The organism is Erwinia sp. QL-Z3 (genome assembly GCF_004551645.1).
Classification (GTDB): Bacteria; Pseudomonadota; Gammaproteobacteria; order Enterobacterales; family Enterobacteriaceae; genus Erwinia; species Erwinia billingiae.
This window is the reverse complement of record NZ_CP037950.1, coordinates 2244505-2270127: the sequence shown is the minus strand read 5'-3', so window position 1 is coordinate 2270127 and position 25623 is coordinate 2244505. Positions and strand designations below refer to the sequence as shown.

General features: G+C 56.4%; 18 protein-coding genes and 1 riboswitch. Of the genes, 15 read left to right on the top strand and 3 right to left on the bottom strand.

The genetic code is table 11. The features are described from left to right. Positions 1–691 precede the first annotated feature (691 nt). From leuA to leuD, 4 genes are read left to right on the top strand one after another with little or no spacing between them, the layout of a single operon-like run. A complete protein-coding gene (leuA, locus tag E2F51_RS10990; RefSeq protein ID WP_013200743.1) occupies positions 692–2260 on the top strand; it encodes a 2-isopropylmalate synthase in 1569 nt (522 codons plus the stop codon). Positions 2261–2262: 2 nt separating this feature from the next. Continuing rightward, a complete protein-coding gene (gene leuB, locus E2F51_RS10985) occupies positions 2263–3351 on the top strand; it encodes a 3-isopropylmalate dehydrogenase (RefSeq protein WP_134823472.1) in 1089 nt (362 codons plus the stop codon). Positions 3352–3353: 2 nt separating this feature from the next. Next, complete coding sequence (gene leuC, locus E2F51_RS10980) at positions 3354–4751, top strand: 3-isopropylmalate dehydratase large subunit (RefSeq protein ID WP_134823471.1); 1398 nt, start codon at positions 3354–3356, stop codon at positions 4749–4751. A gap of 9 nt (positions 4752–4760) precedes the next feature. After that, entirely contained in the window at positions 4761–5366 is a 606-nt protein-coding gene (gene leuD, locus E2F51_RS10975) for a 3-isopropylmalate dehydratase small subunit (protein WP_134823470.1), read from the top strand. A 39-nt stretch (positions 5367–5405) separates the two neighbouring features. Here the strand turns inward: leuD and E2F51_RS10970 are convergent, their stop codons facing one another. Beyond that, entirely contained in the window at positions 5406–6584 is a 1179-nt protein-coding gene (locus E2F51_RS10970; protein WP_013200739.1) for a sugar efflux transporter, read from the bottom strand. 245 nt (positions 6585–6829) lie between these two features. On the opposite strand from E2F51_RS10970, the gene sgrR reads away from it, so the two are divergent. From sgrR to thiQ, 4 genes are all read left to right on the top strand, one after another. Next, positions 6830–8491 carry an HTH-type transcriptional regulator SgrR gene (sgrR, locus tag E2F51_RS10965; protein ID WP_134823469.1) on the top strand — a complete coding sequence of 554 codons (1662 nt, stop codon included), beginning with the start codon at positions 6830–6832 and terminating at the stop codon, positions 8489–8491. Between the two features lie 35 nt (positions 8492–8526). Then, positions 8527–8633, top strand: a riboswitch (TPP riboswitch). Positions 8634–8674: 41 nt separating this feature from the next. Next, the gene (gene thiB, locus E2F51_RS10960; RefSeq protein WP_134823468.1) at positions 8675–9661 is read left to right on the top strand and encodes a thiamine ABC transporter substrate binding subunit; all 987 of its coding nucleotides are present in this window, start codon (positions 8675–8677) and stop codon (positions 9659–9661) included. After that, on the top strand, positions 9637–11247 hold the full coding sequence (gene thiP / locus E2F51_RS10955) for a thiamine/thiamine pyrophosphate ABC transporter permease ThiP (protein WP_134823467.1): 1611 nt from the start codon (positions 9637–9639) through the stop codon (positions 11245–11247). The genes thiB and thiP overlap by 25 nt, the downstream gene beginning before the upstream one ends. Further along, positions 11231–11932 (top strand): thiamine ABC transporter ATP-binding protein ThiQ, encoded by a 702-nt coding sequence (gene thiQ, locus E2F51_RS10950; RefSeq protein WP_134823466.1) that lies wholly within the window; start codon positions 11231–11233, stop codon positions 11930–11932. The genes thiP and thiQ overlap by 17 nt, the downstream gene beginning before the upstream one ends. On the opposite strand, the gene E2F51_RS10945 is transcribed toward thiQ, so the two are convergent. Next, a complete protein-coding gene (locus E2F51_RS10945) occupies positions 11919–12686 on the bottom strand; it encodes a DedA family protein (protein ID WP_013200735.1) in 768 nt (255 codons plus the stop codon). The two genes, thiQ and E2F51_RS10945, sit on opposite strands and share 14 nt — an antisense overlap. Positions 12687–12914: 228 nt before the next feature. Between E2F51_RS10945 and polB the strand changes: the two genes are divergently transcribed. The 3 genes from polB (at position 12915) to rluA (ending at position 19010) form a co-directional block, all read left to right on the top strand. Next, entirely contained in the window at positions 12915–15275 is a 2361-nt protein-coding gene (gene polB, locus E2F51_RS10940) for a DNA polymerase II (protein WP_134823465.1), read from the top strand. A 132-nt stretch (positions 15276–15407) separates the two neighbouring features. Next, positions 15408–18314 (top strand): RNA polymerase-associated protein RapA, encoded by a 2907-nt coding sequence (gene rapA, locus E2F51_RS10935; RefSeq protein WP_013200733.1) that lies wholly within the window; start codon positions 15408–15410, stop codon positions 18312–18314. 42 nt (positions 18315–18356) lie between these two features. Next, positions 18357–19010 carry a bifunctional tRNA pseudouridine(32) synthase/23S rRNA pseudouridine(746) synthase RluA gene (gene rluA, locus E2F51_RS10930; RefSeq protein WP_134823464.1) on the top strand — a complete coding sequence of 218 codons (654 nt, stop codon included), beginning with the start codon at positions 18357–18359 and terminating at the stop codon, positions 19008–19010. 66 nt (positions 19011–19076) lie between these two features. Here the strand turns inward: rluA and djlA are convergent, their stop codons facing one another. Further along, a complete protein-coding gene (djlA, locus tag E2F51_RS10925; RefSeq protein WP_134823463.1) occupies positions 19077–19910 on the bottom strand; it encodes a co-chaperone DjlA in 834 nt (277 codons plus the stop codon). Between the two features lie 148 nt (positions 19911–20058). Here djlA and lptD point away from each other — a divergent pair, with 148 nt between their 5' ends. From lptD to rsmA, 4 genes are read left to right on the top strand one after another with little or no spacing between them, the layout of a single operon-like run. Next, a complete protein-coding gene (gene lptD, locus E2F51_RS10920) occupies positions 20059–22458 on the top strand; it encodes an LPS assembly protein LptD (RefSeq protein ID WP_134823462.1) in 2400 nt (799 codons plus the stop codon). Between the two features lie 54 nt (positions 22459–22512). Then, entirely contained in the window at positions 22513–23808 is a 1296-nt protein-coding gene (surA, locus tag E2F51_RS10915; protein WP_053140301.1) for a peptidylprolyl isomerase SurA, read from the top strand. Next, a complete protein-coding gene (pdxA, locus tag E2F51_RS10910; protein WP_134823461.1) occupies positions 23798–24790 on the top strand; it encodes a 4-hydroxythreonine-4-phosphate dehydrogenase PdxA in 993 nt (330 codons plus the stop codon). Before surA ends, pdxA begins: the two co-directional genes overlap by 11 nt. Further along, the gene (rsmA, locus tag E2F51_RS10905) at positions 24783–25622 is read left to right on the top strand and encodes a 16S rRNA (adenine(1518)-N(6)/adenine(1519)-N(6))-dimethyltransferase RsmA (protein ID WP_013200727.1); all 840 of its coding nucleotides are present in this window, start codon (positions 24783–24785) and stop codon (positions 25620–25622) included. The genes pdxA and rsmA overlap by 8 nt, the downstream gene beginning before the upstream one ends. Position 25623 lies beyond the last annotated feature (1 nt).

The window sequence follows — 25623 nt, the reverse complement described above, 5'->3', positions numbered from 1 at the left end:
GAATACCAGGTCCGCAAGGCACTACCGCTAATGGGGACTTGTCGACAAATACACTGACCAAAGGCTGAAAGAAAAGCGGTTTGTTCTGGTGAGCAATTCTTTTGCAGTGTGATCGTTTTGTTATCAAAACGCTCACAGCCTTAATTCAAGCTCACCTGTTCAAACATCGCGCCTAATTTAGTTTTATCTGCTGCCAGCATTTAATTATCAAACATATTTAGCTGAAGAGAAGTGGCATAAGCCTCAAAGCAAGCCATAAGATTTTCCTATGCAAGCCATTGATTAACCGCTTTTTTAAAGGCCAGCCTGGCGCGAATAATCCGGCCGCATTTCCCGCTGAAAAATATCCCTGTTTGCCCGCCTTCCTTTTTGTTCTGCTCACGGGCTTCCCCCCAGAATATCTTTCCTGAGCCACGTTGGCTGCCGCCGTTATAACCTTACGGCGAAGGTTGACATCGCCCCCGCAAATCAAGTATCAATAAGGGAACAGCAAATTTATGAGGTCTGAAGACATGATTCGTACCGTTCGCCTACTCGGTCTACTACTAAACGCATCCCAATTGCGCGGTAGACTTGTGGGCGAAGAAATGAATCAGTGATTCAGGCTTACAAACCTAAAGAACCCGCGCCGATGCGCGGGTTTTTTTATGCTCGTAGCACTGGTAAAGCAAACACGACAAGGAATATCCCGATGAGCCAACAAGTTATTATTTTCGATACCACTCTGCGTGATGGCGAACAGGCCTTACAGGCCAGCCTGAGTGTGAAAGAAAAGCTGCAGATCGCCCTGGCGCTGGAGCGCATGGGTGTGGACGTGATGGAAGTGGGTTTCCCAATTTCTTCCCCCGGTGATTTTGAATCCGTCCAGACCATTGCGCGTCAGATCAAAAACAGTCGTGTTTGCGCCCTCGCCCGCTGCGTAGAAAAAGATATCGATGCCGCCTATGAAGCCCTGCGCGTGGCCGAGGCTTACCGTATCCATACCTTCCTGGCCACCTCGCCAATGCATATCGCCACCAAGCTGCGCAGCACGCTGCCCGAAGTGATTGAGCGCGCGGTAACCATGGTGAAACGCGCCCGTAACTACACCAACGACGTGGAATTCTCCTGCGAAGATGGCGGACGTACGCCGATTGACGATCTGTGCCGCGTGGTGGAAGCGGCGATCAACGCCGGTGCCACCACCATCAACATCCCGGACACCGTGGGCTACACGCTGCCGGAAGAGTACAGCAACATCTTCGCGCAGCTGCGTAATCGCGTGCCGAACATTGATAAAGCCATTCTGTCCGTGCATACCCATGACGATTTGGGCATGGCCACCGGCAACGCCATTGCCGCCATTCAGGCCGGTGCGCGTCAGGTTGAAGGCACCATCAACGGTCTGGGCGAACGTGCCGGTAACTGTGCGCTGGAAGAAGTGATCATGGCGATCAAAACCCGCAGCCAGTTGATGAATGTGAATACCAACATCCATCACCATGAGATCTACCGTACCAGCCAGCTGGTCAGCCAGATTTGTAATATGCCAATCCCGGCAAACAAAGCGGTAGTCGGCACCGGTGCCTTCGCTCACTCTTCCGGTATCCACCAGGATGGCGTGCTGAAGAACCGCGAAAACTACGAAATCATGACCCCGGAATCTATCGGCCTGAATAAAATCCAGCTGAATCTGACCTCCCGTTCTGGCCGTGCCGCCGTGAAGCACCGCATGGATGAGATGGGCTATAAAGAAAACGACTACAACCTGGATAACCTGTACGACGCGTTCCTGAAGCTGGCTGACAAGAAAGGCCAGGTCTTCGACTACGATTTGGAAGCGTTGGCCTTCATTAATAAGCAGAACGAAGAGCCGGAACATTTCCGTCTGGATTACTTCAGCGTGCAGTCAGGCTCAAGCGTGATGGCGACCGCGTCGGTCAAACTGGCCTGCGGTGAAGACGTGAAGTCCGAAGCAGCAACCGGTAACGGTCCTGTCGACGCGGTTTATCAGGCGGTTAATCGCATTACCGATTTCGATGCCGAGCTGGTTTCCTATCAGCTCACGGCAAAAGGCCATGGCAAAGATGCGCTGGGCCAGGTGGATATCGTGGTGAAGTACAACGATCGCAAATTCCACGGCGTCGGTCTGGCAACGGATATCGTCGAGTCTTCGGCGAAAGCGATGATCAATGCCCTGAACAACATCTGGCGCTCGCGTCAGGTTGAGCAAGAGTTGCAGCGCAAATCTCAAACAACCGATCATAAGGAAGTGGTGTAATCATGTCAGGCTCTTACCATATTGCAGTATTGCCCGGTGATGGCATCGGCCCGGAAGTGATGGCTCAGGCCAGTAAAGTGCTGACTGCCGTTCGTGAGCGCTTCAACCTGCGCATCACCACCAGCGAATATGACGTTGGCGGCATCGCCATCGATCGTCACGGCGAGCCTCTGCCGGCGGCGACGGTAGCCGGCTGTGAACAGGCTGATGCGATCCTGTTTGGTTCTGTTGGTGGTCCAAAATGGGAACACCTTCCACCGGCCGAACAGCCAGAGCGCGGGGCGCTGCTGCCCCTGCGTAAGCACTTTAAACTGTTCAGCAACCTGCGCCCAGCCAGCCTGCATAAAGAGCTGGAAGCCTTCTGTCCACTGCGCAGCGATATCGCCGCGAAAGGCTTTGATATTTTGGTGGTGCGTGAACTGACCGGCGGCATCTATTTTGGTCAGCCAAAAGGCCGCGAAGGCAGCGGCCAGCACGAGCGCGCGTTCGATACCGAGGTCTATCACCGTTTTGAGATTGAGCGCATTGCCCGCATCGCCTTCGAGTCAGCGCGCAAACGTCGCAATAAAGTGACCTCAATCGACAAAGCGAACGTCTTGCAGTCATCGATCCTGTGGCGCCAGATTGTGAATGAAGTGGCGAAGGATTATCCGGACGTTGAACTGAGCCATATGTATATCGATAACGCCACCATGCAGCTGATCAAAGAGCCGTCGCAATTCGACGTGATGCTTTGCTCCAACCTGTTCGGCGATATCCTGTCCGATGAGTGTGCGATGATCACCGGCTCGATGGGCATGTTGCCTTCCGCCAGCCTGAACGAGCAGGGTTTTGGCCTGTTTGAACCGGCAGGTGGATCGGCCCCGGATATCGCAGGCAAGAACATCGCCAACCCAATTGCCCAGATCCTGTCACTGTCGCTGCTGCTGCGCTTTAGCCTGAATGCCGCAGACGCCGCCGATGCGATTGACCAGGCCATCAGCCGCGCGCTGGCTGAAGGTCACCGTACTGGCGATTTAGCCGGTGGCGGCCAGTCCGTCGGCACCGAGGAAATGGGGTCGATTATCGCCCGTTACATTCGCGAAGCCTGATTATGAAAACATTATACGAGAAGCTGTTTGATGCGCATCTGGTGCACGAAGCACCAGGCGAGACGCCACTGCTGTATATCGACCGTCATCTGGTGCATGAAGTGACTTCCGCGCAGGCCTTTGATGGTCTGCGGGCACACAATCGCCCGGTGCGCCAGCCGTCAAAGACCTTCGCCACCATGGATCATAACGTCTCTACCCAGACGCGTGATATCAATGCGAGCGGTGAGATGGCGCGGATCCAGATGTCGATGCTGATCAAAAACTGTGAAGCCTTTGGCGTGCGTTTGTATGACCTCAAGCACCCGTTCCAGGGCATCGTGCATGTGATCGGTCCTGAGCAGGGCCTGTCCCTGCCGGGTATGACCATCGTCTGTGGCGACTCGCATACTTCCACTCACGGTGCCTTTGGCGCGCTGGCATTTGGTATCGGCACCTCAGAAGTTGAGCATGTGCTGGCCACCCAGACGCTGAAGCAGTCCCGCGCCAAAACCATGAAGATTGAAGTGGTGGGACACACCGCACCGGGCATCACTGCCAAGGACATTGCGCTGGCGATCATTGGCAAAACCGGCAGCGGCGGCGGCAATGGCCATGTGGTTGAATTCTGTGGTCCGGCGGTAGAAGCCCTGAGCATGGAAGGCCGCATGACGCTGTGCAATATGGCGATTGAACTGGGCGCGAAAGCGGGCCTGGTTGCGCCGGATGACACCACCTTTGATTACGCCCGTGGCCGCCAGTTTGCGCCGAAAGGGGCGGAATGGGATGAAGCGGTCGCCTGGTGGCGGACGCTGAAATCCGACAGCGGTGCGCACTTCGACAAAGTGGTGACCTTAAATGCGGCGGACATCGCGCCACAGGTTACCTGGGGCACCAATCCCGGCCAGGTGATCGCCGTTAACGAGCTGATCCCCGATCCGGCCTCGTTCAGCGATCCGGTTGAGCGTGCCTCAGCCGAGAAGGCGCTGGCCTATATGGATTTGCAGCCTGGCATCCGGCTGACCGAGGTGAAGATCGACAAAGTCTTTATCGGCTCCTGCACCAACTCACGTATTGAGGATTTGCGGGCGGCGGCATCGGTGGTGAAAGGCCACAAGATTGCGCCAGGCGTTCAGGCCTATGTCGTGCCGGGATCCGGTCCGGTCAAAGCACAGGCGGAAGAGGAAGGTCTGGATAAAATCTTCCTTGATGCCGGTTTTGAATGGCGCTTACCAGGCTGCTCAATGTGTCTGGCAATGAATAACGACCGTCTGAATCCCGGTGAGCGTTGCGCATCCACCAGCAACCGCAACTTCGAAGGTCGTCAGGGCCGCGGTGGCCGCACGCATCTGCTGAGCCCGGCAATGGCTGCGGCTGCGGCGGTAGCAGGCCATTTTGCTGATATCCGCGAACTGATTTAAAGAGGCTGTATGGCGAAGAAATTTACCCAACATACCGGCATCGTGGTGCCGATGGATGCGGCAAACGTCGATACCGATGCGATTATCCCGAAGCAATTTTTGCAGATGGTGACGCGCACCGGTTTTGGCCGCAACCTGTTTTACGACTGGCGTTACAGCGATGCCGAAGGCCAGATCCCCAACCCGGATTTCGTGCTGAACAAGCCCGCGTTTCGCGGTGCCAGCATTATGCTGACGCGGGAAAACTTTGGCTGCGGCTCCTCCCGTGAGCATGCGCCCTGGGCGCTGACTGACTACGGTATTCAGGCGATTGTCGGCAGCGATTTTGCCGATATCTTTGCCAATAACTCGTTTAACAATCAGCTGCTGCTGGTGTCGTTGAGCGAGGAAGAGGTGGACACGCTGTTCCAGCTGGTTGCCGCACAGCCGGGCGTGGAAATCACCGTCGATCTGGAAAAGCAGGAGGTCATCGCCGATGGCAGGCACTACGCGTTCAGCATCGACAGCTTCCGCCGACACTGCCTGATCAACGGGCTGGATAACATTGGCCTGACGCTACAACATGACGCCGACATTACGGCGTATGAGAAAACCCAGCCGGCCTTTCTGCGTTAGTTGCCCTCACGGGCGGAAGCACTTCCGCCCGAACTTCCCTCAGACATCCTTCACTTTGGCCGACATCACCAGCGCCCCAATCGACAGCACCAATGCCGCCCAGTACACCGAATAATGGCCAAAGGTTTCCGCCAGCGCGCCCTGAATCACGCCCGCCAGAATCACCCCCGTCGAAATACTGTTGGTAAATAATGTGGTCGCCGCACCGGGCCTTCCCGGCATCAGATCCTGGAAATAGAGCATGCCAATCCCGGCGACAATACCAATAAAGATGGCATTAAAGATCTGCAACGCCATCAACGCCGCTTTGTCGTGGAACACCACCAGCCCCAGATAGAATATCGCCCCGGACGCCACCGCAAACAGCATCATTTTGCGTTTGCCGAAGCGCTTCACATAATGGCCGGCCAGCAGCATCGCCGGGATTTCCAGCCCGGCCGCCACGCCCATCAGCAATCCAGCCAGCTTATCCGGCAACCCCAACACGCTGCTGATATACAGCGGCATATCGATGATATACATGGTGTTGCAGGTCCACATCAGCAATGAAGCCATAAACAGCAGCCGCACATCTTTATTCTTCCACGCGCTGATTTGGGTGATCACCACTTCAGGCGGTTGTTCCACGCGCGGCACCGACGGCAGCGCAAACCAGATCAGCGCCACACAGACCACAAACAGTCCGGCGGCAATCAAAAACATGGTGGTGAAGCCGTAATTCAGCGCCAGCGCAAAGGACAACGGCGGCCCGACTACCCAGGCCAGTGACAGTTGGGCACGCATCACCGAACTGAACATCACCACCTCTCGGGCCGAGCTGTCAGCATATTCGCGGGCAAGGGCAAAGATTTGCGGCATTGACACGCTGGCCAGCGCGGAGAGCAGCACGCCAAAGGTAATCAGCGTCAGATAGTCACGGTTGAAGGCAAAGATCAGCGCGTTGCCAATCGCCATCACGCAGCAAAACAGGATCAGCATGCGGCGATCGCCCCGGTTGTCCGAGCGCTTTGCCAGCAGAATGCTCACCGCAATGCCGGCTATCGCATTGATGGTGTAAAACAGCCCGACCCAGAACGGGCGAACGGCCACTTCACGGGTCAGAAACAGGCTAAGCGTCGGAGCCTGAAGCGCACCCGCCACGCCCACCATAAACGACACGGCCATAAAGGCGACGTAAACAGGATTAATACGGCGACGGCGCGTGAGGAGCGATTTCATAGCTGATCCTTCAAAAAAAGTCGCCACAAATGTGAGTCGACAAACAGCAAGCATAGAAGAAAACATGGAGCAGCGAAAAAAGCCAGCAAGGTATTAACCCGGCTGGCTGGTGAAAGGCACCATACTCAGAATCATCAATGTCAGAGCGCATTCGAAGAATGTCTCCCGCTCTTTCATCTGCGGGCATTATCGTCCTAATATAAGGAAGAAAAAACAGACTGCTTTCTGATAAGGGTTCCTCTTTTATGTCTTCTGCCCGCTTACAACAACAGTTTATCCGCCTGTGGCAGTGCTGCGAAGGCCAGCCGCAGGAGACCACGCTCAACGATCTGGCGGTACAACTGAGCTGCTCCCGCCGGCATATGCGCAATCTGCTGAATGCGATGCAGGAACAGGGCTGGCTGGACTGGCAGGCTGAAGCCGGGCGGGGAAAACGTTCGAAGCTCAGCTTCCATTACACCGGACTGGCATTGCAACAGCAGCGGGCGGAAGAGTTGCTGGAGAACGATCGCATCGACCAGCTGGTGCAGCTGGTGGGCGATAAAAACGCGGTCAGACAGATGCTGATCTCGCATCTTGGCCGCAGTTTCCGCCAGGGGAAACATATCCTGCGGGTGATGTACTATCGCTCGTTACTGAATCTGTTACCCGGTACGCCGCTGCGTCGTTCTGAAACCCACCTTGCCCGTCAGATTTTTAGCAGCCTGACGCGGATAAATGAGGAAAATGGGGAAATCGAAGCCGATATTGCCCACCACTGGCAGCAGCTTTCTCCGCTGCACTGGCGGTTTTATCTGCGCCCGGCGATCCACTTTCATCATGGCCGGGAGCTGGAGATGGCCGACATTATCAGCACCCTTGAGCGACTGAAGCCCCAACGCCTTTATGCCCATTTCGATCGCATCGAGTCCTCGGCGCCCTGGACGCTGGATATTCATCTGCATCAGCCCGACAACTGGCTACCCTGGCTGCTGGGCAGCGTCAGCACCATGATCCTGCCAAAAGAGTGGCCATTCCTCGCGGACTTCGCCCGTCAGCCGATTGGCACCGGCCCGTATGCGGTGGTGCGCAATCAGACCAGCCAACTGAGGATCCAGGCGTTTGATGACTATTTTGGTTACCGCGCGCTGATTGATGAAGTGAATATCTGGGTGCTGCCGGAAATCAGTGATGAGCTGGTTTATGCCGGGGTTAAGCTGGAAGGCAAAGGGCTGGAAGAAAAATCGGAAGAGAGTCGTCTGGAAGAAGGCTGCTACTTCCTGCTGTTTGACCAGCGATCCGAACAGGGTCGCGATGAACAAATCCGTCGCTGGGTCAGCACGCTGTTCAACCCGATCGCCCTGCTGAATCATGCCGGTATTGGCTATCAACGCTACTGGTTCCCGGCTTATGGCCTGCTGCCGCGCTGGCATCATCGCCGCGATATGGCTGCCAGCCAGAAGCCCGACGGGCTGACCTCCCTGACGCTGACCTGGTATAACGATCACGTCGAGCATCAGGGCATCGCCAATGCGTTACGGCCGATCCTCGCCGAACAGGGCGTGGAGTTGATCACCCAACAGGTCGATTATGACGTCTGGCACCGTGGCGAAGCCGAAAGCGATATCTGGCTCGGCAGCGCCAACTTCACCCTGCCGCTGGAATTTTCCGTGTTTGCGCTGCTGTACGAAATCCCGCTGGTGCATCATTGCGTGACGCTGGACTGGGAAAAGGATGCGCAACGCTGGCGCGAACAGAAGCTGCCGCTGGCCGACTGGGGCAAGCAGTTGATCAACACCTGGACGCTGCATCCGCTGTTCCATCACTGGCTGCTGCTGGAAGGTCAACGCAGTATGCGCGGAGTCAGAATGAATATGCTGGGCTGGTTTGATTTTAAATCCGCCTGGTTCGCCCCTGACGACGCATGATGCTTTCGTTACCCAGCGGAAATCACTAGAATAGGCCGTTCTCAACGGGGTGCGTTCGCGGTGTTTCACTGCCAGCGCTGAGACAAACCCGTCGAACCTGATCCGGATAATGCCGGCGTAGGGATTTGAGACTCTCCAGATTGCTCAGATCCTTTGCGACCCCTAACTTTCAAGGAACGCAAAGTGTTAAAAAAAGTTCTGCCTTTACTGATCCTCGGCACCTTCCCGGCCTTCGCGGCTAAACCCGTCCTGACTGTTTATACCTACGACTCTTTTTCCGCTGACTGGGGACCGGGTCCTGCCATCAAAAAGGCGTTTGAAGCGGACTGCGGCTGCGAGCTGAAATACGTGGCGCTGGAAGACGGCGTCTCGCTGCTTAACCGTCTGCGGATGGAAGGTAAAAACAGCAAGGCCGATGTGGTGCTGGGCCTCGATAACAATCTGCTGGATGCGGCGGAGAAAACCGGCCTGTTCGCACCAGGCCAGGTGGATACCAGCAAGGTCACCGTTCCGGGTGGCTGGAACGATAAGACCTTTGTGCCGTATGACTACGGCTGGTTCGCCTTTGTATACGACAAAACCAAACTGCAAAATCCGCCCACCAGCCTGAAAGAGTTGGTCAACAGCGACAAACCGTTGAAGATTATTTATGAAGATCCCCGCACCAGCACCCCGGGCCTCGGCCTGCTGCTGTGGATGCAGAAAGTGTTCGGTGATAAGGCACCGGAAGCCTGGCAGAAGCTGGCGAAGAAAACCGTCACCGTCACCAAAGGCTGGAGCGAAGCTTACGGGCTGTTCCTCAAGGGTGAAGGCGATATGGTGCTGAGCTACACCACCTCTCCGGCTTACCACCTGATTGAAGAGAAGAAATCGCAGTACGCCGCCGCCAATTTCAGCGAAGGTCACTACCTGCAGGTAGAAGTGGCCGGCCAGCTGAAAAGCAGCAAACAGCCGGAGCTCGCGCAGAAATTCATGAAATTTATGCTGGATAAACCGTTCCAGGACAGCATCCCAACCGGCAACTGGATGTATCCGGTGGTGAAAAGCACCCTGCCTGCCGGTTTCGATACCCTGACCGTCCCGTCCAACTCGCTGCAATACACGCCACAGGAAGTCGCCAGCCAACGTAGCCAATGGATCAGTGCATGGCAACGCGCCGTCAGCCGCTGATTGCTGGCCCGTTAGTGCCCGGTGCGCTGGCGGCGACGCTGCTGGTCGCCGTGGCCCTGACCGCATTCAGCGCGCTATGGCTGAGTGCGCCGGCGGTCCACTGGCGGGATCTCTGGCAGGATGACTATCTCTGGCACGTCCTGCGCTTCTCCTTCTGGCAGGCCTTTCTTTCCGCGGTACTGGCGGTAGTGCCGGCGATCCCGCTGGCCCGCGCACTTTACCGACGCCGCTTCCCCGGCCGGGACACGCTGTTAAGACTCTGCGCGATGACGCTGGTATTGCCGGTGTTAGTGGCGTTGTTTGGCATCCTCAGCGTCTATGGCCGCACGGGCTGGCTGGCCGATCTCTGCACGTTGCTGGGCATTCCCTATACCTTCACGCCGTATGGCTTGCAGGGCATTTTGCTGGCGCATGTGTTCTTTAATTTGCCGTTAGCCGCGCGTCTGCTGCTGCAGGCGCTGGAACAGATCCCCGGAGAGCAGCGCCAGCTGGCCGCGCAGCTGGGATTACGCGGCTGGCACCATTTCATGGTGGTCGAATGGCCCTGGCTGCGGCGGCAAATTCTGCCTGCCGGCGCGCTGATTTTTATGCTCTGTTTTGCCAGCTTCGCAACCGTACTGTCGCTGGGCGGCGGACCAAAAGCCACCACCATCGAGCTGGCGATCTTCCAGGCGCTGAACTTTGATTACGATCCCGGCCGTGCCGCCCTGCTGGCGATGATTCAGATGGTCTGCTGTCTGGGATTGGTGATGTTAAGTCAGTGGCTCAGCAAAGCGATTCCGTCGGGCACGGCAAGCATCAACGGCTGGCGAAATCCCGAAGACAGCGGGCGCGCCAAAGTGTGGGATGCGCTGTTAATCTTCGCCGCGCTGCTTTTATTACTGCCGCCGCTGCTGGCGGTCATCGTGGATGGCCTGAATCAGGGGCTGCCCGCGGTACTACGCCAACCGGCGCTGTGGCAGGCCACCTTCACCTCAATACGCATTGCGCTTGGCGCAGGGTTACTGTGTGTGATCCTGACGGTGATGCTGCTGTGGAGCAGCCGGGAATTGCGCCTGCGTCAGCGCGTCTGGCTCGGCCAGTCAATGGAACTGAGCGGCATGTTGATTCTGGCCATGCCCGGCATCGTGCTGGCGACCGGCTTCTTTCTGCTGCTGAATGCCACCGTGGGCCTGCCGGACGCCGCCGATGGCATCGTAATTTTCACCAATGCGCTGATGGCCATTCCTTACGCCATGAAGGTGCTGGAGAACCCTCTGCGGGACATTGCAGAACGCTATAACCGGCTCTGTTTGTCGCTGGATATTCACGGCTGGAATCGCGTCAAACTGATCGAACTGCGCGCGTTAAAGCGCCCTCTTGCGCAGGCGCTGGCATTTGCCTGCGTGCTGTCGATTGGCGATTTTGGCGTGGTGGCGCTGTTTGGTAATGAAAATTTCCGCACGCTGCCGTTTTATCTCTATCAACAGATTGGCTCCTACCGTAGCGAAGATGGCGCGGTCACTGCGCTGCTGCTTTTGCTGCTCTGCTTCCTTCTGTTCACCCTGATTGAAAAACTGCCGGGACGCCATGCTGACGTTAACTAATCTGACCTACCTCTATAACCATCTGCCGATGCGCTTTTCACTGAGCATGCAGGCGGGAGAAAGGCTGGCGATCCTCGGCCCGAGCGGCGCGGGGAAAAGCACCCTGCTGAGCCTGGTGGCGGGGTTTCTTGCGGTAAATAGCGGCAGCTTGCTGCTGAATGGCGAAGATCACAGCCACACGCCACCGGCGAAGCGACCGGTTTCCATGCTGTTCCAGGAGAATAACCTGTTCCCGCATCTGACGGTGGCGCAGAACATCGGCCTTGGCCTGCATCCCGGGCTGAAGCTGGATCCTCAGCAGAAGCAGGCGTTGCAGGACATCGCGCGACGAGTCGGTCTGGACACCTTGCTGGACCGTTTGCCTTCGCAACTTTCCGGTGGCCAACGGCAGCGGGCGGCGCTGGCACGATGTCTGGTGCGTCAGCAACCGTTGCTGCTGCTGGATGAGCCGTTCTCTGCCTTGGATCCGGCCCTGCGCAAAGAGATGCTGCAGCTGGTGGTAGAGGTCTGTCAGGAGAGGAAGATGACGCTACTGATGGTGTCGCACAGTATTGAGGATGCCGCGCGGATAGCGCCACGCAGCATACTAATTGTCGATGGACGGGTTTACTGGGACGGCAGCACCGACGTGCTGCTCAATGGTGACGTGGCTGAAGCCGCCGTGCTGGGCATTAATGTCCGATAAAGACTTCTGACAACAGATGGCGGAATATCGGCATCATCGGATGGAATTGCAGGGCGACAAAGCTGGCCACGGCAATAACAATCACCAGCGGCGCCAGCCAGCGCAGACGGCTCGGCGGCAGATACGCGCTGGCCCAGTCGGCCTGCTTTTTCGAACGTAACCAGCGCCATCCCAACCAGCATCCCAGCCAGACCAGCAATGCCACCGCCAGCAACAGCCATTTAAACATGCTGCTGCTCGCCCCTTTCGGCACATCAATCGCCACACCCGCCAGAATGCCCGGCAACAGATACAGCGGTGGCCAGAGCACGCAGCCAATGATATTCGGCGGGATAAACTTCTTCACCGGCAGTTCCAGCATTCCCGCCACCAGCGGGATCAGCGGACGGGTCGGCCCGACAAAACGCCCAACAATGATGGTAAACATGCTGTGCTGATGCAGCGCATGTTCGGTTTTATCCATCAGCCCCTGATGCTTTTTAATAAATGACCATCGGTGCAGCGGCCCTTTGAATTGCCAGCCAATCAGATAGGAAATCCAGTCGCCGACCAGACAGCCAATGGTCCCCGCCAGCCAGGCGGGATACAGGCCAATTTGCCCGCTGCCGATCAGCGCGCCGAAGGAAGCCATTAAAACAGTGCCAGGCAACAGCAGCCCGACCAGCGCCAGGGATTCAAAAAAAGTGATAAGCCCCACCGCCAGCAAAGACCAGGCCAGTGATTGCGTAATAAGATGTTGCAGCCAGGCTTCCATACTTTCCACATTCTGTTTTGATTGAGGTCGGATTGTCCTGAGACACCCGTACTGCGTCAAGGTCTGTTTTGTATGAACTCATTGATCGCGGTCAGATTAAGATAACCTCCAGCACGGGCCGGACGGCATCCGCACTGACCCGACCGGGCGAGATTCCCCCGGCATCGCGCTATACTGTATAAATAAACATGCTATTATTGTGCAAAGAAGCAACATTAAGGATTTCCGGTGAACGATGCACGCGCAGGCTTTCTGCTCACCCGCCACTGGCGGGATACGCCTTCAGGCACGGAAGTGGTGCTGTGGCTGGCCACCGACAGTGGCCCGCAGAGAGTGGTGCTGCCGCCACAGGAATCCGTTGCCTTTATTCCGCAAGAGTATCAGGCGCAGGCTGAGGCGTTACTTAAGCAGGAACGCCATTTCCGTATCGTTCCCCTCGGGTTAAAAGATTTCCGCCATCGGCCGGTGTTCGGCCTCTATTGCCATCAGTACCGCCAACTGCAAAAGCTGGAGAAGCTGCTGCGTGAGAATGGCGTGATGGTGTATGAAGCGGATGTGCGGCCGCCCGAGCGCTACCTGATGGAGCGCTTTATCACCTCGCCCGTCTGGTTTAGCGGCCAGCCGGCGGGAAACAGCCTGATCAACACCCGCCTGAAACCCAATCCCGACTACCGGCCGCCGCTGAAGTGGGTCTCGCTGGATATCGAAACCACCCGCCACGGCGAACTCTACTGCATCGGGCTTGAAGGCTGCGGACAACGCGATGTCTATATGTTGGGCCCGGAGAACGGCGATGCCAGCAAACTGGACTTCAATCTGGAATACGTCTCCAGCCGGCCACAGCTGCTGGAAAAACTGAACGCCTGGTTTGTGCAGCACGACCCGGACGTGTTGATTGGCTGGAACGTGGTGCAGTTTGACCTGCGCGTGCTGCAAAAACACGCCGACCGTTATGGTATTCCGTTAAAACTCGGGCGCAATAACGAGGCGCTGGAGTGGCGTGAGCACGGCTTCAAGCCCGGCGTGTTCTTTGCTCAGGCCACCGGCCGGCTAATCGTCGATGGGATTGATGCGTTGAAATCGGCGTTCTGGAACTTCGCCTCTTTCAGTCTGGAAGCCGTCTCACGGGAACTGTTGGGAGAAGGCAAAGCGATTAACAATCCCTGGGACAGAATGCAGGAAATCGATCAGCGCTTTGCGGAAGACAAACCCGCCCTCGCCCATTACAACCTGAAGGACTGCGAGTTAGTCACCCGAATTTTCCATCACACCCAGCTGATGCCGTTTCTGCTGGAGCGGTCGACGGTAAATGGCCTGGCGGTCGATCGCCACGGCGGTTCTGTGGCGGCGTTCGGCCACCTGTATTTACCGCGCATGCACCGTGCAGGCTTTGTCGCGCCGGGCCTGGGCGAAGTGGCTCCTGAGGCCAGCCCAGGCGGTTATGTGATGGACTCGACGCCGGGCCTGTATGATTCGGTGCTGGTGCTGGACTATAAAAGCCTGTATCCGGCCATTATCCGCACCTTCCTAATCGATCCGGTTGGGCTGGTCGAAGGCCTGGCGCATCCTGATGACACCGATTCCGTCAGCGGTTTTAAGGGCGCGCGCTTCTCCCGCACCACCCATTGCCTGCCTGAAATCGTCAACCAAATCTGGCAAGGGCGTGAAGCCGCCAAAAAAGAGGGCAATAAGCCGCTGTCGCAGGCGCTGAAAATCATTATGAATGCCTTTTATGGCGTGCTGGGCACCAGCGCCTGTCGCTTTTTTGATCCGCGTCTGGCGTCGTCAATTACCCTGCGCGGCCATGAGATCATGCGGCAGACCAAAGAGCTGGTCGAAGCCGAAGGTTATGACGTGATTTATGGTGATACCGACTCGACCTTTGTCTGGCTGAAAAAGCCCCATGACCAGCAGTCGGCCAATGCCATTGGCCGGCAACTGGTGGAGAAGGTCAATGCCTGGTGGAAACAGCATTTGCAGCAGGCGTTTGGGCTGGAAAGCGCGCTGGAACTGGAGTTTGAAACCCATTTCAGCCGTTTTCTGATGCCCACCATTCGCGGTGCCGAACAGGGCAGCAAGAAGCGTTATGCCGGGCTGATTTGCGAAGGCGACAGCGAACGCATGGTGTTCAAAGGGCTGGAAACCGTGCGCACCGACTGGACGCCGCTGGCCAAAAATTTCCAGCAGGAGCTCTATCGACGCATCTTTAAAAAACTGCCCTATCGCGATTATATCCTGGAGACGGTGCGCCAGTTGCTGGATGGCGAGCTGGACGATCAGCTGGTGTACGGTAAAAGGCTGCGTCGCCCGCTGGACGACTATCAGCGCAATGTGCCGCCGCATGTCCGCGCCGCCCGCATCGCCGACGAATTCAACGAGAAGCAAGGCCGTCCGCTGCTTTACCAGAAGGGCGGAAAAATTCGTTACGTGATGGCCACCTCCGGGCCCGAGCCTTTAGAAGCGCGCATCACGCCTCTCGACTACGATCATTATCTGACAAAGCAGCTCCAGCCGGTGGCTGAGGGCATTTTACCTTTCCTTCAGGATGACTTTGCTACACTGGTGACAGGCCAGTTAGGTCTTTTTTGACAGGTGACGAACGCGCTACCTTCCAGTACCATAGCGCCCTTCCAGATAATTTGAATTTTCTGCCGGGCACCGAGTGCCGGGCGGTCATGCTATTGCCTGCCATAACCTCTAAGAGAATCGAGCCGAATATCTATGCCTTTTACACTTGGTCAACGCTGGATCAGCGATACGGAAAGCGAATTGGGATTGGGCACTATTGTCGCGATCGACACGCGCATGGTGACTGTGCTGTTCCCCGCCACCGGCGAAAACCGTCTTTATGCCAGAAATGATTCTCCAATCACCCGTGTGATGTTCAATCCGGGCGACACCATTACCAGCCATGAAGGCTGGCAGCTGGAAGTGGCAGAAGTCACCACTGAAAACGGTCTGATGACCTACATCGGCACGCGTCTGGATACCGAAGAGACCGGCGTGGTGATGCGTGAAGTAATGCTCGACAGTAAGCTGGTCTTCAGCAAGCCTCAGGATCGCCTGTTTGCTGGCCAGCTGGATCGTATGGATCGCTTTGCCCTGCGCTTCCGCGCCCGTAAATACCAGAGCGAGCAGTATCACCTTGCGGTCAGTGGCCTGCGTGGCATGCGCACCAGCCTGATCCCGCACCAGCTGCACATTGCCCATGATGTTGGCCGCCGCCATGCGCCGCGCGTCCTGCTCGCAGATGAAGTCGGCCTCGGTAAAACCATCGAAGCCGGGATGATCATCCACCAGCAACTGCTGGCCGGCCGCGCAGAACGCGTGCTGATCGTGGTGCCTGAAACCCTGCAACATCAGTGGCTGGTTGAGATGCTGCGCCGCTTCAACCTGCGTTTCGCCCTGTTCGACGATGAGCGCTATGCGCAGGCGCAACTGGACAGCGATAACGCCTTCGAAACCGAACAGCTGGTGATCTGCTCACTCGACTTCGTGCGCCGCAACAAAACGCGCCTCGAAATGATGGCGGATGCCTCCTGGGACCTGCTGATTGTCGATGAAGCCCACCACCTGGCGTGGGAAGAAGGCCAGCCAAGCCGCGAATATCAGGTGATTGAGCAACTGGCCGAACAGATCCCTGGCGTGCTGTTGCTGACCGCGACGCCAGAGCAGCTGGGACTGGAAAGCCACTTTGCCCGTCTGCGCCTGCTCGATCCTAACCGCTTCCATGATTTTGCTGCCTTCGTTGAAGAGCAGCAGCACTTCCGTCCGATTGCCGATGCGGTAACCGGCCTGCTGGCCGATAAGTCGCTCAGCGCGGAAGAGATGAATATGCTTAACGATCTGGTCGGCGAGCAGGATATCGAGCCGCTGCTGCAAACCGCCAACAGCGACCGTGAAGGAAAACTGGAAGCGCGTCAGGAACTGATCAGCATGCTGATGGACCGCCACGGCACCAGCCGCGTGCTGTTCCGTAACACCCGTAATGGGGTGAAAGGCTTCCCGAAACGTGAACTGCACCAGATCCGTTTGCCGCTGCCAACGCAGTATCAAACCGCGATCAAGGTTTCCGGCATCATGAGCGCGCGTAAATCTGTCGATGAGCGCGCCCGCGACATGCTGTATCCCGAGCAGATTTATCAGGAATTTGAAGGCGACAGCGGCACCTGGTGGAACTTCGATCCGCGCGTTGAGTGGCTGATGGGCTTCCTGACCAGCCAGCGCGATAAGAAGGTGCTGGTGATCTGTGCCAAAGCGGCCACGGCGCTGCAGCTGGAGCAGGTTCTGCGCGAGCGGGAAGGTATCCGCGCGGCGGTGTTCCACGAAGGCCTGTCGATTATTGAACGTGACCGTGCGGCCGCCTGGTTTGCCTCTGAAGAAGATGGCGCTCAGGTGCTGCTGTGTTCTGAAATTGGTTCCGAAGGCCGTAACTTCCAGTTCGCCCATCAGATGGTGATGTTCGATCTGCCGTTTAACCCGGACCTGTTAGAGCAGCGTATCGGCCGTCTTGACCGTATCGGTCAGACGCATGACATTCAGATCCACGTGCCTTACCTGGAAAAAACCGCCCAGTCGGTGCTGGTTCAGTGGTATCACGAAGGTCTGGAAGCATTTGAGCATACCTGCCCGACCGGCCGCGCTATATATGATAAGGCCTACGCCCAGCTGGTTGCATTCCTCGCCTCGCCGGAACAGACCGAAGGCCTGGAAGAATTTATCGCCGACTGCCGTAAGCAGCACAGTGCGCTGAAAATGCAGCTGGAACAGGGACGCGATCGCCTGCTGGAGCTGAACTCTAACGGCGGTGAGAAAGCGCAGGCGCTGGCAGAGAAGATTGGCGAGCAGGATAACGATACCGAACTGGTTAACTTTGCGCTTAACCTGTTTGATATCGTCGGCATCAATCAGGAAGATCGCAGCGATAACCTGATCGTGCTGACGCCGGGCGATCATATGCTGGTGCCAGATTTCCCGGGTCTACCGGAAGACGGTTGCACCATCACCTTCGATCGCGGCCAGGCACTTTCCCGTGAAGACGCGCAGTATGTCACCTGGGAACACCCGATTATCCGCAACGGTCTGGATCTGATCCTCTCCGGCGATACCGGCAGCTGCGCGCTGTCCCTGCTGAAGAACAAGGCATTACCGGTCGGCACCCTGCTGGTAGAGCTGATCTACGTGGTAGAAGCGCAGGCGCCGAAACATCTGCAGCTGACCCGCTTCCTGCCACCGACGCCGGTGCGCATGCTGGTTGACCGCAAAGGCACTAACCTGGCCGGTAAAGTCGAGTTTGAAAGCTTCAACCGTCAGCTGAACGCGGTGAATCGCCACACCGGTAGCAAGCTGGTCAACGCCGTACAGCAGGATGTTCATGAGATCCTGAAGCTGGCCGAAGACGAAGCCGCGACCATGGCCCGCGAGGTGATTGACGTCGCCCGCCGCGAAGCCGATGAAAAGCTCAGCGCCGAACTGTCGCGCCTGGATGCCCTGAGTGCCGTGAATCCGAACATCCGTCAGGATGAGATTGACGCACTGGAAAGCAACCGTGAGCAGGTTCTGTCCGCGCTGAACGAGGCAGGCTGGCGTCTCGATGCGCTGCGTCTGATTGTCGTAACGCACCAGTAACTCAACATGGGGCGGTTCACGCCGCCCCTGACAGGCAACAAGATGGAACCCTATAACCCACCGCAAGAACCCTGGCTGCACATCCTTTATCAGGATGAGCACATCATGGTGATCAACAAACCGAGCGGATTGCTGTCGGTCCCCGGACGTCTGGAAGATCATAAAGACAGCGTGATGACCCGCGTCCAGCGTGATTTTCCTGCGGCGGAATCGGTGCACCGGTTGGATATGGCCACCAGCGGCGTGATCGTTGTGGCGTTAACCAAAGCGGCTGAACGCGAGCTGAAGCGTCAGTTTCGCGAGCGTGAACCGCAAAAGCAGTACGTTGCCCGCATCTGGGGGCATCCGGAGAAAGCTAAAGGGTTGGTCGATCTGCCGCTGATTTGCGACTGGCCAAACCGGCCAAAGCAGAAGGTGTGTTTTGAAACGGGGAAGTCAGCACAGACCGAGTATGAAGTGCTGGATTATGCCGATGACAACAGTGCCCGTATTCAGCTGAAGCCGATTACCGGACGTTCTCATCAGTTAAGGGTGCATATGCTGGCGCTTGGCCATCCGATTCTGGGTGATAATTTTTACGCCCACGCTGAGGCTAAAGCCATGGCACCGCGACTGCAGCTGCATGCCGAGATGCTGACCATTACCCATCCGCAGTACCACACGCCAATGACCTTCCGTCAGCCGGCGGATTTCTAACGAATAAGGGCGGAATCTCTTCCGCCCTTATTATCACCGTCAGGTCATCGCCATCTGGCAAATCCGCTACTTAAACCCTTTCTCGCGTTTGATCAGATCGTAAGCCGCCTGAATTTCCTGCGCTTTCTGCTTGGCCATTTCCATCATTTGCGGCGGTAAGCCTTTAGCAACCAGCTTGTCCGGGTGATGCTCGCTCATCAGCTTGCGATAGGCACGTTTGATGGTGGTGCCATCATCGCTGCTTTTCACGCCCAGCACGCTGCAGGCATCTTCCAGCGTGGGTCCGCGTCGCGCCTGACCAAAGCCGCCGCCCTGCGAACCCGCACCGCTGTGATAATTGCCGCCACCGCCGCCAAACTGCTGACCGCTTTCCATCATCCGCAGGAACTGATCGAACTGCGCTTTGGAAATACCCAGCTCTTCGGCGATCACAAACAGCACCTGGCGTTCGTTAGGATGCAGAGAGCCATCGGCAAACGCCGCCTGAATCTGAATTTCCAGAAACATCCGAATCAGGTCAAAGCGGCCAAAGCAGGCGCTACGCAGTTCACGCAATTTACTGCGTAACGGGTAGTCGCCCTCTTTCCCTTCACGGAAAGCACGCTGCGCCGATGTTCGTGCGTCGCCGTGCAGCTGCATACGGTCCATCAGCAGTGAAGCCATCTGAATATCCGCATCCGTCCCGCGTCCTTTGGATTTGGTCAGATGGCCCATAACCTGAAAGGTGGTGCGGAAAAACAGCGACTGCCGGGTTTGCTGGTTAGCAAAATAGCCCTGTCCTTTTACTGCCCGCGCTTTGTCGATCAGGTGGCCAATCAGCAGGCCAAATGCTAAACCCCAGAAGCCGGTGCCGCTCAACAAACCGAGCACAAGGCCAATTACTTTTCCCCAATAGCGCATATACTCCTCAATTCGCCATGCTGAAGGCTAAAAATTGCATTATCATACCTGTCATTTAACTCAGAGCCTAACGGCAACGCGGCCAGACGACCAGGATTAACACTAGCGCAACGCAGTTGAGTGCGATAGTCTCTGACCGTTTGTCGGCATGATGCCAGCTATCACGGAATTCTCGATACCGCGTATGAAAAAAAGATTACCTACTTTGCTGGCCACGCTTATCGGCACAGCGATTTACAGCCAGCAAGGCCTGGCCGACGACCTGGCATCGCAATGTATGCTGGGTGTACCAAGTTATAACCGTCCTCTGGTCCAGGGAAAAACGAATAATGACCTACCGGTAACGATTAACGCCGACAATGCCAAAGGCAATTATCCCGATAATGCGGTCTTCACCGGCAACGTGGATATCCAGCAGGGTAACAGCCGTCTGCTGTCTGACGAGGTTCAGCTGCATCAAAAGCAGCAGCCGGGTCAGCCGACGCCTGTGCGCACCGTGGATGCCTTAGGTAATGTGCACTACGACGACAATCAGGTCATCCTGAAAGGTCCGAAAGCCTGGTCAAATCTGAACACCAAAGACACCAACGTCTGGAACGGCGACTACCAGATGGTGGGCCGTCAGGGCCGTGGTACTGGCGATCAGATGAAACTGCGTGGCCAGAACCGTTACACCATTATGGAAAACGGTACCTTTACCTCCTGTCTGCCTGGCGATAACAGCTGGAGCGTGGCTGGCACCGAGATTATTCAGGACCGCGAAGAGCAGGTTGCTGAAATCTGGAATGCCCGCTTCAGGATCGGATCGGTACCGGTGCTGTACAGCCCTTATTTGCAGTTGCCGCTTGGCGACCGCCGCCGCTCAGGTTTCCTGATCCCGAATGCCAAATACGGCAGCTCCAACGGTTTTGAGTTCATTCTGCCGTATTACTGGAACATTGCGCCGCAGGCCGATGCCACCATTACGCCGCACTATATGAGCAACCGTGGGCTGCAGTTACAGAACGAATTCCGTTATCTGACCCTGGCGGGTGCCGGTCTGATGGAGTTCGATTATCTGAATTCGGACAATCAGTTCGAAAAAGATGCGCCTTCACGCAACATCAGCGATGACGATTCCAAACGCTGGATGTTCTACTGGAAGCATGCCGGTGTTTACGATAAGAACTGGCGCTTCAACGTCGACTACACCAAAGTCAGTGACACCTATTACTTCACTGACCTCGACTCGCCGTATGCCAACTCGACGGACGGCTACGTCACGCAGAAATTCAGTATCGGTTATGCTGAGAAAAACTGGGACGCCACGCTGTCGACCAAACAGTTCCAGATCTTCTCCACTAACGCCAGCAATGACGTTTACCGTGCAGAACCGCAGTTTGACTACAACTATTACCAGAACAACGTCGGGCCGTTCGACACCCACCTGTATGCTCAGGCGGTGAAATTCACCAACGTCAACGAAGAGTTGCCGGATGCAACCCGTTTGCACCTCGAGCCGACCATCAACCTGCCGCTGTCTAACGGCTGGGGAAGTTTGAATACCGAAGCGAAACTGCTGGCGACCCACTATCAGCAGGACGACATTGAGTATTACAACAATACCGTTGATACCAACAAAGTTAACCAACTGAAAAGCAGCGTTAACCGCGTGATGCCGCAGTTTAAAGTTGACGGCAAGATGGTGTTTGACCGGGATATGGACTGGTCAGAAGGCTACACGCAGACGCTGGAACCGCGTATGCAGTACCTTTATCTGCCTTATCGCGACCAGAGCGATATCCGCGCCTATGACTCCACGTTGCTGCAAAGTGACTACACCGGCCTGTTCCGCGACCGCACATACAGTGGTCTGGATCGCATCGCGTCAGCCAACCAGGTGACCAGTGGTGTGACCACGCGAATTTTTGATAACGATCTGGTTGAACGTTTTAACGCTTCCATAGGTCAAATCTACTCGTTTACTCCATCCCGTACCGGTCTGGAGAACGCAGACAGCGACGATCGTGGCAGTCTGGTGTGGGCAGGTGACACCTACTACCGTATCAGCGATCGTTGGAGCACCCGTGGTGGCCTGCAGTACGACACCCGTCTTGATAACGTTTCGCAAGGCAATGCCGTACTGGAATACCGCCGCGATGCTGACCGTATGGTGCAGTTGAACTACCGTTACACCAGCCCGGAATATATTGCCCAAACGTTATCCACGGTGACCAACCCAGGCTATCAGGATGGCATTTCTCAGGTTGGCGCAACGGCAAGCTGGCCGATTGCTGATGCCTGGTCGGTGGTAGGCGCCTGGTACTACGATACCAAAGCCAAACAGCCGGCCGATCAGTTGCTTGGTGTGCAGTACAGTTCCTGCTGCTATGCAATTCGTCTGGGTTACGAACGTAAAATCACCAGCTGGAATAGCGATAACAGTACCAGTAATTACGACAATAAAATCTCGTTCAACATTGAGCTACGTGGCCTGAGTCCTTCTTATAGCCTCGGCACCGGTCAAATGCTGCGTGAGGGCATCTTGCCTTATCAGCGCTCTTTCTGATGTTGTGATTAATACAATGCAAACCCGCAGTGCGGATAGAAGAATGGAAAAAGTATGAAGAACTGGAGAATGCTGATCCTTGGTGCAGCGCTGACAGCCAGCACCGCGTTTGCAGCCCCGCAAGTTGTTGATAAAGTTGCCGCTGTAGTAAACAACGGCGTAGTACTTGAAAGTGATGTCGACGGCATGATGCAGTCGGTTAAAAGCCAGGCTCAGCAGGCTGGTCAGCAATTGCCTGATGACAAAACCTTGCGTCATCAGATCGTTGAACGTCTGGTCATGGACAATATTTTGCTGCAGATGGCAAAACAGTCCGGGATTCAGGTGACGGATGCTCAGCTTGATGGGGCTATCCAGAACATCGCCGCACAGAACAAAATGACGCCAGACCAGCTGCGCAGCCGCCTGGCGTACGATGGGATGAACTACGGCACCTACCGTGAGCAGATCCGTCGCGAGATGACCATTGCGGAAGTGCGTAACAACGAAGTGCGTCGTCGCGTCACCATCCTGCCTCAGGAAGTGGATTCTCTCTCCAAGCAGGTTGCGTCACAAAACAATGCCAGCACCGAGTTAAACCTCAGCCACATCCTGCTGCCACTGCCGGAAAACCCGACTCAGCAACAGGTTGACGATCAGGAAACGTTGGCGAAGCAGCTGGTCAGCCAGAGCAAAAGCGGCGCTGACTTCGGCAAACTGGCGATCACCTACTCTGCCGATCCCCAGGCGCTGAAAGGCGGCAACATGGGCTGGGGCAAGATTCAGGAGCTGCCATCTCTGTTTGCTCAGGCGCTGGTCACAGCGAAGAAAGGCGACATCATCGGTCCAATCCGTTCGGGAGTTGGCTTCCACATCCTGAAAGTTAACGATGTGCGTGGCGAGAGCCAGAACGTTTCCGTGACCGAAGTGCATGCCCGCCACATTCTGCTGAAGCCGTCTCCGGTAATGACCGATGAGCAGGCGCGTCAGAAGCTGGAGCAGGTGGTGGCGGATATTAACAGCGGCAAAACCACCTTCGCTGAAGAAGCTAAACAGCTTTCTCAGGATCCAGGTTCAGCCAATCAGGGCGGCGATTTAGGCTGGAGCTCCCCGGAGATGTATGACCCGGCGTTCCGCGATGCGCTGATGAAGCTGAAAAAAGGCCAGTTGAGCGCACCGGTTCACTCGTCCTTCGGCTGGCATCTGATTCAGCTGCTCGACACCCGTCAGGTGGACAAAACCGACGCGGCACAGAAAGAGCGTGCTTATCGTCTGCTGTTCAACCGCAAGTTTGCTGAAGAAGCGCAGACCTGGATGCAGGAGCAGCGTGCTGCCGCCTACGTGAAAATCCTGGATGCGAATGCACAGTAATCAACGTGTGGTGATCACTCCCGGCGAACCCGCCGGGATTGGTCCTGATGTTACCCTTCAACTGGCCCAGCGCGACTGGCCAGTTGAACTGGTTGTGTGTGCCGATCCAGCTTTGCTGCTCGACCGTGCAGCAAAGCTGGGTTTACCCCTCACCCTGAGAGACTATCAGCCCGGTACGGCGGCGCAGCCGCAGCAAGCCGGCACGCTGACCGTCCTTCCCGTCGTTTTGCCGCAGCCGGTTATCGCTGGCGAGCTGTGCGTCGCCAACAGCCATTACGTGCTGGAAACGCTGGCGCGCGCCTGTGACGGCTGCCTTAACGGCGAATTCGCCGCGTTAATCACCGGCCCGGTTCATAAGGGTGTGATTAATGACGCCGGTATTCCGTTTAGCGGCCATACCGAATTCTTTGCCGAACGTGCGCAGTGCGAACGTGTGGTGATGATGCTGGCGACGGAAGAGTTGCGGGTGGCGCTGGCGACGACCCATCTGCCGCTTAAAGACGTCTCCGCGGCGATAACCCGCGACAGCCTGCATGAAGTTATCGGCATTTTACATGCTGACCTGCAGCGCAAATTTGGCTTAGCCTCTCCGCACATCTTCGTTTGTGGCTTAAATCCGCACGCCGGTGAAGGCGGACATATGGGTCGGGAAGAGATCGATGTTATCATCCCTGCCCTGGACGAGCTTCGTCAGCAGGGAATGCTGCTGACCGGGCCGTTACCGGCCGATACGCTTTTCCAGCCAAAATATTTGCAACATGCCGATGCCGTCCTGGCGATGTATCACGACCAGGGGCTTCCGGTGCTAAAATATCAGGGATTCGGGCGCGCGGTGAATATCACCCTCGGCCTGCCCTTTATCCGTACCTCCGTTGACCATGGCACCGCCTTAGAACTGGCTGGCCTGGGCAATGCTGATGCGGGCAGCTTTATTACGGCGCTTAACCTCGCCATCACCATGATCAAGAGCAGTAATGAATAATCGCGTCCACCAGGGCCACTTCGCCCGCAAACGTTTCGGACAGAACTTCCTGAACGATCAGTACATTATCGACAGCATCGTCTCCGCCATTCACCCGCAGAAAGGCGAGGCCATCGTCGAGATCGGTCCCGGTCTGGGTGCGTTAACCGAACCGGTTGGCGAGCGTCTGGACGCCATGACCGTCATTGAAATCGACCGTGATTTGGCGGCTCGTCTGCAAACCCATCCGTTTTTGGGACCGAAGCTGACGATCTTCCAGCAGGATGCCATGGCCTTTGACTTCGCTGAGTATGCTCGCGAAAAAGGCCAGTCGCTGCGCGTCTTTGGTAACCTGCCTTACAACATCTCCACGCCACTGATGTTCCATCTTTTCAGCTATGCCACGGCAATCCGTGATATGCATTTTATGCTGCAAAAAGAAGTGGTTAACCGGTTGGTCGCGGGCCCGGGCAGCAAAGCCTATGGCCGCCTCACCGTGATGGCGCAGTATTACTGCCAGGTGATCCCGGTACTGGAAGTGCCGCCCGAATCCTTTACGCCCGCGCCTAAAGTTGATTCAGCAGTGGTGCGTTTAATGCCGCACGCGAAAATTGAACATCCGGTCACCGACATGCGCGTGCTGACCCGAATCACCACAGAAGCCTTTGGTAAGCGTCGTAAAACGCTGCGCAATAGCCTGGGGCATCTGTTCTCGCTGGAAGTCTTGCAGGAGATGAACATCGACCCGACCTTACGGGCTGAAAACATCACTGTGGCGCAGTATTGCCAGTTAGCTAACTGGCTGATTGCGCATCCGCAGACCCAGCCTCAGACCCAGACGCCGGAGAAGTAGC